This window comes from Niveispirillum fermenti (assembly GCF_052474395.1).
The window spans coordinates 807,410-820,044 of the sequence record NZ_CP156678.1 but is presented as its reverse complement, the minus strand read 5'-3'; the positions used below and the strand labels follow the sequence as shown (position 1 = coordinate 820,044).

The 12,635-nt window shown below is 65.8% G+C and carries 13 protein-coding genes; 4 read left to right on the top strand and 9 right to left on the bottom strand.

Annotation, left to right across the window (positions count from 1 at the left end):
• The first annotated feature begins 704 nt into the window (after positions 1 to 704).
• The 3 genes from ABC728_RS03090 (at position 705) to ABC728_RS03080 (ending at position 3,313) form a co-directional block, all read left to right on the top strand.
• The gene (locus tag ABC728_RS03090) at positions 705 to 1,172 is read left to right on the top strand and encodes a C-glycoside deglycosidase beta subunit domain-containing protein (protein WP_416619690.1); all 468 of its coding nucleotides are present in this window, start codon (positions 705 to 707) and stop codon (positions 1,170 to 1,172) included.
• 1 nt (position 1,173) lies between these two features.
• Positions 1,174 to 1,971 carry a sugar phosphate isomerase/epimerase family protein gene (locus ABC728_RS03085; RefSeq protein WP_416619691.1) on the top strand — a complete coding sequence of 266 codons (798 nt, stop codon included), beginning with the start codon at positions 1,174 to 1,176 and terminating at the stop codon, positions 1,969 to 1,971.
• A 61-nt stretch (positions 1,972 to 2,032) separates the two neighbouring features.
• Positions 2,033 to 3,313: an MFS transporter gene (locus ABC728_RS03080; RefSeq protein ID WP_416619692.1), complete on the top strand. Its 1,281-nt coding sequence runs from the start codon at positions 2,033 to 2,035 to the stop codon at positions 3,311 to 3,313.
• Between the two features lie 17 nt (positions 3,314 to 3,330).
• Here ABC728_RS03080 and ABC728_RS03075 read toward each other — a convergent pair whose 3' ends face one another.
• The gene (locus ABC728_RS03075; protein ID WP_416619693.1) at positions 3,331 to 4,224 is read right to left on the bottom strand and encodes an AraC family transcriptional regulator; all 894 of its coding nucleotides are present in this window, start codon (positions 4,222 to 4,224) and stop codon (positions 3,331 to 3,333) included.
• 130 nt (positions 4,225 to 4,354) lie between these two features.
• Here ABC728_RS03075 and ABC728_RS03070 point away from each other — a divergent pair, with 130 nt between their 5' ends.
• Positions 4,355 to 5,311 carry an SDR family NAD(P)-dependent oxidoreductase gene (locus ABC728_RS03070; protein WP_416619694.1) on the top strand — a complete coding sequence of 319 codons (957 nt, stop codon included), beginning with the start codon at positions 4,355 to 4,357 and terminating at the stop codon, positions 5,309 to 5,311.
• Between the two features lie 87 nt (positions 5,312 to 5,398).
• Here the strand turns inward: ABC728_RS03070 and ABC728_RS03065 are convergent, their stop codons facing one another.
• From ABC728_RS03065 to ABC728_RS03030, 8 genes are all read right to left on the bottom strand, one after another.
• Positions 5,399 to 6,043, bottom strand: coding sequence for an NrsF family protein (locus ABC728_RS03065; protein WP_416619695.1), 645 nt, complete (start codon positions 6,041 to 6,043; stop codon positions 5,399 to 5,401).
• The gene (locus ABC728_RS03060) at positions 6,036 to 6,596 is read right to left on the bottom strand and encodes a sigma-70 family RNA polymerase sigma factor (protein ID WP_416619696.1); all 561 of its coding nucleotides are present in this window, start codon (positions 6,594 to 6,596) and stop codon (positions 6,036 to 6,038) included. The genes ABC728_RS03065 and ABC728_RS03060 overlap by 8 nt, the downstream gene beginning before the upstream one ends.
• A gap of 25 nt (positions 6,597 to 6,621) precedes the next feature.
• Positions 6,622 to 6,894 (bottom strand): hypothetical protein, encoded by a 273-nt coding sequence (locus tag ABC728_RS03055; RefSeq protein ID WP_416619697.1) that lies wholly within the window; start codon positions 6,892 to 6,894, stop codon positions 6,622 to 6,624.
• A 3-nt stretch (positions 6,895 to 6,897) separates the two neighbouring features.
• Entirely contained in the window at positions 6,898 to 7,407 is a 510-nt protein-coding gene (locus tag ABC728_RS03050) for a DoxX family protein (RefSeq protein ID WP_416619698.1), read from the bottom strand.
• Positions 7,407 to 8,159 (bottom strand): HvfC/BufC family peptide modification chaperone, encoded by a 753-nt coding sequence (locus ABC728_RS03045; protein ID WP_416619699.1) that lies wholly within the window; start codon positions 8,157 to 8,159, stop codon positions 7,407 to 7,409. The genes ABC728_RS03050 and ABC728_RS03045 overlap by 1 nt, the downstream gene beginning before the upstream one ends.
• On the bottom strand, positions 8,153 to 9,010 hold the full coding sequence (bufB, locus tag ABC728_RS03040) for an MNIO family bufferin maturase (RefSeq protein ID WP_416619700.1): 858 nt from the start codon (positions 9,008 to 9,010) through the stop codon (positions 8,153 to 8,155). Before bufB ends, ABC728_RS03045 begins: the two co-directional genes overlap by 7 nt.
• A 10-nt stretch (positions 9,011 to 9,020) precedes the next feature.
• Positions 9,021 to 9,320: a BufA1 family periplasmic bufferin-type metallophore gene (locus ABC728_RS03035; RefSeq protein WP_416619701.1), complete on the bottom strand. Its 300-nt coding sequence runs from the start codon at positions 9,318 to 9,320 to the stop codon at positions 9,021 to 9,023.
• Positions 9,321 to 9,732: 412 nt separating this feature from the next.
• Positions 9,733 to 12,198 carry an NAD-dependent epimerase/dehydratase family protein gene (locus ABC728_RS03030; RefSeq protein ID WP_416619702.1) on the bottom strand — a complete coding sequence of 822 codons (2,466 nt, stop codon included), beginning with the start codon at positions 12,196 to 12,198 and terminating at the stop codon, positions 9,733 to 9,735.
• Positions 12,199 to 12,635 lie beyond the last annotated feature (437 nt).

The following is a 12,635-nucleotide window of genomic DNA, read 5'->3' as shown; positions in this document are numbered from 1 at the left end:
CTGTTTTCACTGGGGTTTCGGCGCACCGTCCGTGCCGGCCATGGAAGGGCCCGATGTCGCTCTTTGTCTGGAAGCAGGCTTCTGCGCGATCGCCGGACCGGCCCACCAGGGCCTGCCCCATCCCTCATCAGGCCCACAGCCTGTATCGCGCATCGGCAGGAATACCCATACAGGGGCCAAAGCTAGAATGCAAGAATTCTAGATTGCCGCAATTTCAGTACCGGACCCCTGAAAGCCTGGCGCCTCACCCGCCGGACCATGAAGGGAAGGAATGCGCGCACCGCGCGCCGAAGTCAGGGCCACACCATCACCGACCAACGGATTTCCGCAGATTCTGGCCATTCCTGCCGGTTATTGTCAAGAACAGGAAACGGGTCAAAAACGTGTGCGCCTGTCATCAGAGCGCTTGCATGCCAGTGGAAAGCCTGATACTCAGAGGATGAAGCGAACGCACGGGATGGCTGCCCGGCGGCGATGAGACGAACCCACTCCCGAAAAACACACCAGGGCATGCATCGCCTCTGGTCAGCGGGGCGGTGCCTGTTCATCATCCACATGGTTGCAAGCGACGCCGTTTCCACCGGAAGCGGCGGCCGATCCGCGCCTTCCGCCGGTTCCCCCTGATTTCCCCTATCTCCAGCGCCGCCCGTGCCGTGCGTCGCGCAGATTGGAGAACCGCAGATCATGCCGAGGAGACACGCTCGATGAGCAACGAGTTGCAACGGACGAACCGGAACCAGGCCGACAGGGCCAAACAGGGGATCGTCGTCTTTTCCCGCGTGGGCCAGCGCGACCTGTTCGCCGATAACGCGATTGAAAGGACGCCCGACGGCTGGCGCCTGCTGATCCGCAACCCCTGGTACACGGGTACTTATCTGTCCACCGTGTCGTTCATCAAGATCAGCGTGAACGGCCATGTGGTGCCGGAACCGGATACCTTCATCGCCCTGCGCGGGCAAAAGGTCCCGGCCGCCCATGCCAAATATCTGCACGAAATCTGGTGGGGCATGGGCGAAGTGGCGGAGGTGCTGCTGACCGACGCGGCACTGGCCGACATCGTCACCGCCAGCAATCAGGTCGGTGTCGATATCGATATGCGAACGACCTTCAGCTACGGCTTCCCCAACGACACGCTGCCCTACCGGCTGACCGGCGAACTGGAGATGCGTTGAAATGAAACTCGGCCTCAGCCTTTACACCTTCGGTGCCGACATCCATGCCGGCAAGATGAATGTCTTCGACGCTATCCGCAAAGCCGCCGAGATCGGCTGCGACGGCGTGGAGATCATCGCAGAACAGCATATCCCCGGCTGGCCCAACCCCAGTCTGGACGACCTGACCGCCATCCGGGAACTGGTGGCCTCGCTGGATATGGAGATTTTCTGCTTCAGCTGCTATTTCGGCAAGAATATCCGCAGCGACCGGCCCCAGACCTGGGAAGAACTGATCCATAATGCCAAACGGATGATCGCCCTGACGGCATATCTGGGCGCCAGGGTCATGCGCCCCGCCTTCAATGCCGAACCGGTGGGCGAACTGATCGATTTCGTCAACGCCGTGTTGCCGGCGCTGGAGAAATACGGCGTCATCTGGGGCGTGGAACTACACGCCCCGCATCCGCCCGCCTATTATCAGGAAGCGCTGGAAACCGTGGACTCGCCCTGGTTCCGGCTGGTGCCCGACTTCTCCTGCTGGCAGGGGCCGAACGCGCCGGGGCAGATCCAGACCAACCCGCTTTCCACCTTCGAACCGCTGCTGAAATACACGGTGCATTGCCACGCCAAGGCACACATGTTCGACGCGGCTGGCGAGGAGCCGAACACCCCCTACAAGGAACTGCTCGGCATGCTGGCCGATCACGGGTTCAAGGGCTCCATCGCCGGGGAATATGAGGGCTGGTTCATCAACGACCTGCCATCCGAACAGCCAGCCCGGACCCTGTTCAACCTGCTGGAGCGATACGGACGATAGGGGGCGCCCCGGTCCGCCCCCCAAACACCCGATCCCTTGCCGCCGCGCCCAAGGAGTGCCCATGTCCGTTGCCCGCCAAGAGACCGCCACCGGCACCGGTAGCCCCACCCAGGGGGCGACAGCACCAAGCCTGCGTGAATTGCGGCTGGTCGGCCTGCTGACCACGCTTGGGCTTGCCGCGGTTTCACTGTTCCTGTTCTGGACGGCCCTGCAATCGGTCTTCCTGGCCCTGCAGGTGCAGCAGATCGATCCCGATGGGGCCGCCGGTGGTCTGGCCTTCGTCATCGGCATCGGGGCCATCGGCGCACTGTTCACGGCCCCCGTCGCCGGCGCGCTCAGCGACCGGACCCGCAGCCGGATCGGCGGGCGGGGGCCCTGGATGCTGGGCGGGGCGGGGGCAACCATCGTGCTGGCCCTGCTGCTGGCCCAGGCCGGAACCATCACGGAACTGGCCATCTATTGGCTGCTGATCCAGGTCAGCACCAACCTGATCTTCACACCCATCACCGTCTATATCCCCGAACGGGTACCGGTGGCCCGGCGCGGCATCTTCTCTGCCGCCATCGGGCTTTCGCATCTGGTGGGGGTGCTGTTCGGGCAGGTGTTCGGCGCCGCCTTCGCAGAACAGATGCTGCTGGGTTACGCCGTCATCAGCGTGCTTCTGCTGCTGTCCATCATCACCTTCGTGGTCGTGAACCGGCGGTCCAATCTCGGGGAGCCGAAAACACCTTTCAGCCTGTCCAGGCTGCTTTCCACCTTCTGGGTCAATCCCGTGAAATACCCGGCCTTCGGCTGGACCTTCCTGGGCCGGTTCCTGATGCTGACGGGCTTTTTCCCCCTGAAGGTCTATCTGCTCTACATCCTGCAGGACTATGTCGGGCTGGGCGCGGACGCCGTGAAGAATGTGCCGGCCATGGGCCTGGCCGGCATGGTGGGAGCCGCCATCGGCACGCCGCTGGCCGGCTGGCTCAGCGACCGGCTGGGGGTGACGCGGCCGCTGATCTATATCTGTGCCGCCGTGATGGTGGGAGCCATCCTGGTGCCCATCGCCTTCCCCACCTTCCTGGGCATGGTCATCTATTCCTTCCTGATCGGCGCCGGCTTCGGCGGCTTCGGGTCGGTCGATTATGTGCTGATCACCAAGGTGCTGCCGTCGCAGGATGATGCGGGAAAGGACCTTGGTATCATCAACATGACGACGACCCTGTCGCAGACCCTGGGCGTCGGGCTGGCCGGCGCCATGGTCAGCGTCGCGGGGACCTATGGCGTACTGTTCCCCATGGGGATCGGGTTCATCACCCTGGGCACGCTCTGCGTGGCCTTCATCAGGGGCGTGCGGTAAGGGAGATCGGGGCACCCTTACCCCACCAGCCTTTCAACGTCGCGTGACGGCGGCATCCCGAAGGCGCGGCTATATTCGCGGCTGAACTGCGAAGCACTTTCATAGCCGACGGAATAGGCCGCCTCCCCCGCCTCCATGCCGGACGCCAGCAGGCGGCGGGCCATGTGCAGGCGCATGGTCTTCTGATATTGCAGCGGGGTCATGGCCGTCGCCGCCCGGAAATGCCGGTGGAAGGAGGCGACGCTCATGCCCGCGATGTCGGCCAGCATGCCGGTGCGCAGCGTTTCCTCGTAATGGCTGCCGATCCAGTCGATCACCCGGCGGATGCGGGCCAGACGGCTGTCGCCCAGCGCGATCTGGCACAGGTGCCCGCCCAGCGGCCCGCGTAAGAGGCGGTAAAGGATTTCCCGTTCGCGGGCCGCCGCCAGGGCCGGAATATCTTCCGGCTGGTCCAGCAGGGACAAGAGCCGGGCCCAGGCCTCCAGCAGGTCGGGCGTGACGGCACCTGTCCCGAAACAGGGCTGATCGCCCGTCGCCAGCGTATTACCCACCAATCCTGGCGGCAGGCCGGCGATCAGATCGGCCAGCACCGCACGGTCCAGTTCCAGCCCCAGGGCAAGATACGGCGCCTCCGGACTGGCATCCAGCACCCGGCCCGTGGCCGGCAGGTCCAGTGAGGCCACGAAAAAGCGGGCGCCGTCATATTCCAGCATCGTCTCCCCCACCGTCACCTGCTTGCGTCCGCGCAGGATCAGGCAGGTGACGGGCGTCAGCATCGTGGCCACACCGCTGCCGGGACGGGTCAGCACGCTCAATGTCAGCCGGGGAACCGGCGTTTCGGTGCGGGGGGAGGTCGCATGCCGCGCGACCCTTTCCCGCATGGCCCCGATCAGGTCCGGCACCTCGTCCATGGTCTTTCTTCTTTCACCGTTTGACAGGATCAGGCAAGCGATCGCCAGGATTGGGCAGCCGGCCGGGGCGGGGTCCCGCTATCATGGCGGGGACAGGGAGACAACATCCCCAAGCCATAAGGAAACGTCAATGACCCAATTCGATGTCACGACCACAACCGATGATGTGCTGGCCGGTCTGACACTTTCAGGCAAGCGTATCCTGGTCACCGGCACCTCTTCCGGACTTGGCCTGGAAACCGCCCGTGCCCTGGTGGCGCATGGGGCGGCGGTGGTGGGCGCCGTGCGTGACCTTGGCCGCGCCGAACAGGCCAGCGCCGATGTCCGGGCAGCGGCGGCGACCGGCGGCGGCCGGTTCTCGCTGATCACGCTCGACCTCGCCTCGCTGGCCAGTGTGCGCGCGGCATCGGATGCCCTGGTCGCCGACGGCCGCCCCTTCGATGCCGTGATCGCCAACGCCGCCATCATGGCCACCCCGTTCGGCCGCACGGCCGACGGGTTCGAGATGCAGTTCGGCACCAACCATCTGGGCCATTTCGCCTTCATCAACCGGCTGGCCCCCGTCATCAAGGATGGCGGCCGGGTGGTGGTCCTGTCATCGGCGGCCCATCGCTTCTCCGATGTCGACCTGGATGACCCCAACTTTGAGCGCACGGATTACGATGCCTGGATCGCCTATGGCCGGTCGAAAACGGCAAACGCCCTGTTCGCTGTCGAACTGGACCGGCGCTGGAAGGATCGCGGCATCCGCGCTGCATCCGTGCATCCCGGCGGTGCCGAAACCGGCCTGAAGCGCAGCGTGTCACAAGAGGATATGGACGCCCTGGTCGCCCGCATCAACGCCGTCGCCAAGGCCGAAACCGGTGCCCCCGCCTTCAAGCTGAAGAGCATCCCGCAGGCAGCCGCCACTTCCGTCTGGGCGGCTGTGGTCGCGGATGGGGAGAGCATCGGCGGGCGCTATTGCGAGGATTGCAATGTCGCCCCGCTGGCGCACGGCGATGGCGTGCGCAAGGGCGTGCGCGACTACGCAATCGACGCGGAAACGGCGAAGACGCTGTGGCTGAAAAGCGAAGCCCTGGTTTCGTGAGCCATTGCCGCCCGGTGTGCCGCCCGGTGCCGGCCCCCGCCCGGCACCCAGGGGCGGGCGGGGAACAAGGCGGAAAGCATGCGGATTTCAGCGGCGCCGTCGCCACCGGAACAGCACCCGGCCCAGCGGCGCCAGCAGAACCCCCAGGAGCAGGATGGCCAGTACCTGCACCGCGATCAGCAGCGGAGCGTCCAGATCGTCATGGATCAGCCGCTCCCCGAACAGGGCCATGCTGCCCCCGGCCACCAGCAGCAGACCCATCATGCGCACAGGCGCCACCGGCGCCGCCCGACGCATGTCGGCCGCCAGGAACAAGGCGGAACCGACGCTGATCAGGGGGAAACAATAAGGACAGAACAGATGCACCAGTTCCGGCATCTCCTGCACCGCCATCTGCGGCCGGCCACTTTCCCATAAAACCAGCATCCAGAAGAGGATGACCGGCAGCCAGACCAACCTTTCCCACCGCCGCCGTCCCGGCACCGAGAAGGATATCGCGGCAAAGCCGGCCAACAGGGCCGCCGCCAGGGCCAGCGCCTGCTCGGCCAGCCAGAGCGGATTGACCACCACGGCGGCAAGATCACCGCGGATACCATGCCAGGTGGTGGCCAGCAGCATCAGCGCGATGGACAGCAGAGCCCAGCGCGCCAGCCGCAGCACGGGTGGAGGCAGGCGATTGACCGGTCTCGCCTCTGCGCTCAATCGATCGATCAGATGGCCCAGGTCAGCCATGGTCCGGATCCTTCCCCAATAATTGCCGCAAGCCCGCGACACCGCGATGGACAGCCACCTTCAACGCCCCGATGCTGATGCCGCTGGCGGCTGAGGCGTCCTTCAAACTCATGCCTTTGACCTTAAGCATGTCGATAGCCTGGCGCTGGCGCTCCGGCAATTGCGACAGTAGCGGCCCCAGGGCCAGGACGGGGGCGGCTTCCATCTCCGGCTGCGCGACATTATCCGCCACACCTTCATCATAATCCGCCTCTACGGTGCGGCGGCGGTAAAGGTGGCGCAGCGCATCCGCCAGCCGGTTGCGGGCGATGGTTCCCAGCCAGGGTCCGACAGGCCGGCCTGGCTGATAGGTGGGCATCGCCTGATGGACAGCCAGCAGCGTATCCTGCACGAAATCCTCCAGATCGGCCCGACGTGCCAGTTTCCGGCACCCCACGGCATGGATCAGAGGGACGGCGGCATGCAGAAAGGAAGCATAGGCAGCGCGATCCCCTTCCTGCGCCGCCGCGAGCAACAGGCCCAGGTTCCGGTCCTCATGATGCACCGTCTTCATGGCGCTCCCGGCCGGCATGAAGGCATCACTTGCCCGGCTTGTCAGGCCTGGAAACACCGTTGGCCTCAAGGAAAGCCTTGAATTTCCCGGCATCCAGGAAATAAAGATCGAGGCATTCATTGAATTTGTCCGGGTCCTTGACCGTCTTGCAGAGGCGCTCCGCCTCCTCGTTCGCCACCTGCTTCTGTGCCTTCTCGGCAGCGCTCAGGGCGGGGGCGCCCCCCTGCTGTGCCGCCACCGGCAGGACAGCGGCAAGGCAAAAGGCCAGCAACAGGCCCGAGTGATGATAAAGGCGCATGCGTCACCTCATGGTCTGGGGAATGGCGGGAAAGCGTCGCCGCCAGAAACCCCGCAGGGCGGCATCCAGCGACATCGATCCGGGACCGGACAGGAACAGGGCTGTTCCCGCCATGATCCACGGAATCTGTTCTTCGGCAATGGCGATACCGCTTTCCATGCCCTGCGGCGTGCGGCCGATGACCAGGAACAGGACCGCCGCCATCACGGCCAGCCCCGCCGCCCCCACCCGGCCCCCCAGCCCCAGCAACAGCGACAGGCCCAACGCGATCTCCGCCCCCGTGGTCAGGGGGGCCGCGACAGCCGCTGGCAGCAGGGGCACCGGATGGATATCGGTGAACAGGAAGGCCTGGCTGTCCCAGGTGAACAGGCGGTGCCAGCCGGCCGTGATGAAGGGCCAGGCCAGCCACCACCGCCCCAGGAGCAGCAGGGCCGCCACCCCCCATTTCAAGGGCGGGGCCGCGCGGGCCGTGGGACCGGGATCGGTCAGGAAGTGCAGCAGCGGGCGGATCATCACGTCAACTCACCGGTTGCGGCGGCGATCAGCCCATGGCCGATCAGCAGCGCCAGAAGAGGGGGAAACTGGTCGGGGGCGGCCAGAGCGCCGGCCGCCTCCAGCAGGGGAGCACCACCCGACACCATACGGACAAAGGTGACGGCATCGGGTGGCAGCAGCGTGACCGCCACCAGCAGATCGGGCCCGCGCCAGACCAGCGCCGCCGCCTCCGGCCCCGCCAAAGGCACGGGTGATGCCACGGGCTGGATATCCTGCCGCCCCGCGCGCCAAGCCGACAGCACCGCCACCCCGCCCCCGATCAGCCGGACCGACGGCACCAGCGACAGACGCAGATCAACCAGCTTGTCCGGGCTGATGCCCGCCAGGGTTCCAGGCCGCATGCAATCGGCATCGGCTGCGAAATAGGCTGCATGCGCCGCCCAGTCCAAAGCCGCCAGCAGCGGCAGTTCGCCCGGCAGGTCCTTCCCGAACCCCTCGCCATACAGGGCCAGCACGGCCTGGGCCGGCGGGTGGGTCCGCAGATGGGCACGGGCGGCATCGGCAAACCCTTCCGGGCCCAGCCTGTCCGCCAGACTGGGATAGGCCTGGGCCAGCAGCCCGGTCAGCGCCGCCGTCACCGTGGCCGTGTGAATATAAAGCGCCTTGTCCACCGGCACACGGGCCGGCGCCAGATAGGTCAAGGTCTGCGCGAAACCGCCGGGGTCGCCGTAGCAGGCGGCCAGCATGGATCGCTGCATCGCCATCAGCATGACGCCGCCTCCCGGATGTCATCAGCCCTGGCGGCCTGGGCCAGCAACAGGGGCAAGGCTGGCAGGCCGGTATCCCATTCCACCAGCGTGGGGCATGGGCCGAAGCGGCGCACGGCCATGTCGTATAATGTCCAGACCGGCTGGGGCACGGCGCTGCCATGATCATCGATCAACAAGGTCACCCCATCGATTTCCACCCTGGCATGACCGGCCAGATGGATCTCTCCCACGGCATCGACCGGGAAACGGGACAGCAATTGCACCGCATCCCCGCCCCGGTTGTGGGCGCTGACATGAAGGTTGTTCAGGTCCAGCAGCAGGCCGCAACCCGTGCGGGCCGCAAGGGCGGCCAGGAATTCCCCCTCATCCATCTGGTCCATCTGGAAACGCAGATAGAGGGAAGGATTTTCCACCAGCAGCCGCCGGCCCAGCATATCCTGCACCCGCTCCACGTTGCGTGACACGATCGCCAGCGTTTCTTCCGTCAGCGGCAGGGGCAGCAGGTCGGGCACGGGGGCCCCCACCAGTCCCGTCCAGGCCAGATGATCGGAGATGAGCGCCGGCTCGAACCGGTCGTAAAGGGTGCGCAGGCGGGCCAGATGCACCCCGTCCACCCCATCGGCGGCCCCCAGGGACAAGGCCACCGAATGGAAGGAGACGGGGTAGTCCCGGCGCAGCCGCTCCAGTTGCGCCAGGCGCGGCCCGCCCGCGATCAGGTAATTCTCCGCATGCACCTCCAGCCATCCCACCGGCTGGACCGCCGCCAGGAAATCCGGCACATGCGCATGCCGCAGCCCGACACCGGTGGCGCGGGGGGACGCATGGGAACGGGCGTTGGCCGGGGGACGCATGCGGGTAACCTTACTTCTGCGTGGCCAGGGCGGGATTGGGGCCCTCGAAGGCGGTCAGGCTGCCCTTTGCAGCCACGCAGGCTTCCTTGGTCATGGCCTTGAAGTCCTGGCCGCTGTAATCGACCGTCGACTGGGTGGCACAGGAATGACCGGCGGCCTTGTTTGCGCAATCGTTCTCGCCGGCCTTGGCCACACCATAGCAATGGACCTTCTCCCCCTCGGCGGCATGGGCCGGAGCGGCGATGGCGGCCAGGGACAGGGCACCGGCGATGGCAGCACCGAGGGTCAGGGCGGAAATGCGTGTATTCATGGATGTGGTTCCTCGACAGGGCATGATCATGGGCACCGGTATCGGCCCCACCCGGACCGGCAATCCTCGCCGTCCCGTATCCTGTCATTCGCGCTGGCGGGAAAAAGGTTACGCCGCTCCGGGAAAAAATTTCGACCGGACGCCACTTCCGACGCCGAGCGGGGGGGACTATCAGGAATTCCGTGCCCGGCTGGGTCATATCCGTCGGTCTCCCGCGCCACAGCATGGCATTTGCGTCCTGCAAGGACCGCAAACCGGTCGCTGTCGCGCTCAAGCAGGTTCACGACGCCCGTGGACGATATGGAGGCGGAAAAGGCCGGACCGCATTCGAACAAGGCCCCTGAGCATTTCACGTCAGCCGCAAATGCCGATGCGCATATCGGCTTTCACGGGGATGCCCCTCCCTGCCCGCTCAAATGACATACCGGTCCCAGCCACCATAGTGCCCTTTCACGGCTCCCCGCCGGATGGAAAGCGCGATCAGCGACAGGCCGATGATCACATTTGCCACGCTGTGCGCCATGTCCGCCCCGAACAGGAAGGGGGCCGCCATCGCGGCCGCTCCCAGCGGTATCAGGCAATAGCGTAGCGTCCGGGCAACCTCCGCCGTCGCCAGCGATATCACCGTCAAGGCCAAAAAGCCGATGACATGGTCGGCATCCGCCATGGCCCCACTGGCCCCGAATGTCAGCCGCGTGAACAGCAGCGACGTTGCCAGAATGCCGGCAAGGGCGAGGTTCCAGGGCAGGTTGACGCCGCCCGACCACATGTCCCGCATCACAGCGCCCACCGGCCGGTCGAATTCGTCCTGCCGCGCTTCCCGGTCGCCATCATCCGTATCCCCGAACAGGAAGACGCGCAGCCAGGGCCGGCCGGCCTTGGCCCTGCGTCGTATGAACTGGACCGTGGCCAGCAGCTCGTCCAGCGAATAGGGGATCTGGATCAGCATCGCGGCGGCACCGATCAGGGTCAGCGTCGCCCAGGTACCGATGATGATGGGCTGGATGATGACGAACAGGATCGAGACCACGCCCAAGGGCGCGATCATCAGCCCGAACAGGAACACCAGCCACGGCATGGTCCGCCAGCGTGCCCGTGACCCGACGATGCCGGTCACGATCTCCAGCGCGTAGGTATAGCCGCCCAGTGCGGCGTCGGGGATGGGAAAGGCTTCGGACACGGCTGACGTGATCACCGCCTCCGTACCGTTCTTGGCCGGTTCACCGGGAAGGCCGGGGAAGAACGGATCCCACACCCCGCTCACCTGCCCAAGCTGGTAGGCCGACAGGTAACGGGCGACCAGCAGGCCGATCAGCGCGAACAGGATGATGGGCAGCCTCTGCGCCCAGCCGGACGGGTTGTAGCTCCAGCCCGGCGGGATGTCCGGCCCCGTCATCGCGGCCACCATGGACGGGCCGGGTTCCGGCCGCGTCCCCACCGCCAGGCCGAAGGCAAAGGCACCGACCAGCGTGTCGGACAGGAAGGCGGCGGGATTGCTCGTCCAGAACAGGAACGGCACTGCCATGATCCCCGCCGCGACCGCCGCCGACGCCCAGCGCGCCCAGGCCATCCGCCAGGACAGTGACAGCGTCGCGAACAGCACCAGTGCTGCACCCAGCGCGATCTCCGACCAGAACAGGGCCGGCTCCCGGACCTCCACGATCACCGGCTGCACCAGGATCCAGAGGCCGAGTGCGATATTGACGAAATGCGCCCAGCGATTGTCGGCATGGGCGGCGCGGTACCAATCCTCATGGCTGGCCCGCAGCACCTCCGGATCATGGCCGACCTGCTCCGCCTCGGTCACGAAATCCGGCGCCGGGATGCGGTTGGCCTTGTACCAGGCGGCCGGGTCCTGCTTCAGGGTGGCGATGATGGCCGGCAGTTCGTCGGCCAGCCGATGCCGGGGCGTCCAGCCCAGAAGTTCCCGCGCCCGGGTGATATCCAGCGCGTAATGGTCGCTGGCCATCCGCGTCATGAAGGGCTGGATGAAGGGGCGCTCACCCCCGTCTATGGCGTCGGGCACCAGCGGTTCCGCCTTATCCTGGACCCACGCACCGATGCCGGCCACGGCGGACGGCACACGCAGAGTGGCCCAGTCCGCCTCGCCATGGATCAGGCAGCCGAGACGGTCCTGAAGATCGTCATAGCCGATGGCATCGGGCTCCCCGACCAGGATCACCGTCTCGTCGGGCAATTGTCCGCGCCGGTCGATCGCCCGGACGAAGGCATCGATCATATCCTCGCGATGCACCATCGCCTGACCGGCATCGGTGTCGCCGGAATAGAGGTGGCTCTGGAAATCGCGCTCATAGATGCGGGCGATCTGGTTGGCGAAGGTCGGCACCGATGTGCGTTCGTCATAAAGCCCGGCCAGATGCAGGAAGACGGTCGGTATCCGCCCGCGTGTCTCACGGATGGCCTGTTCCGCCTCCGCCTTGGATTTCGGATAGGCCCAGCCGGGGTCGATCGGCCGGCTCTCGTCGATGCGCTCCCCCGGACGGCCGGGTTCATGCACCAGCATCGTGCCGGAATAGACGAACTGCTCCACCTCGAATGCCTGCAGCGCCTGCATGAGATTGCGGCTGCCATCGACATTGACCGCCTTGTATTCCGGCTTGTCCTCGCCGCTGAAATCGAAGAAGGCCGCCAGATGCACGACGCTGGCGAAACGGCGGCCATAATGCGCGCCGATCCGGTCCAGCGCACCGGCAACACTTTCGCCGTCGGTCAGATCGGCCTCGATCACGGGATAGCCGGTGTCGCGGCCGGCCCTATCCAGCCCTACCACCAGATAACGGTCCCGAAGAGCTGCGGCCAGGGAACGGCCGATATTACCGGCTGCACCGGTGATGAGGATGATGGGCTTGTCTGGCAAAGGTCCCTCCCCGGTTAGGTCATGCGGGTAACAACGCCGGGACAAGGCGGTTCCCGCCCTGTTTCCTATCTCCTGCGGGAACCTGCAGCGGCGACAGTGTGGAATTGACCTGAGGACGCTCTTCCACACTTCCAGACAAGCCGGAGAATGGTCCGTGACGAACGGCAAGCTGGCTTCCTGATTGTGCAATTATGGGATCGCGACCATTGGGCACCGCAGGACGAAGGTGCGGATAGCGCGTCCATGAGCAGCACCGGCGGGGCGGAGAATGTGTAATCGATGCCGTGATGCTCGCCGATATTGATGCCGTGGAACCCGGCCCGGTCAGCGATTTCCGCCGCCTCAATGGTCATGCGGTATCGCTTTGTCGCGGAGAACCTTTCCCCCGTCACCGGATCGTCAATGATCCAGCCGCGCTGCCGCTCGCTCCAGAAAGC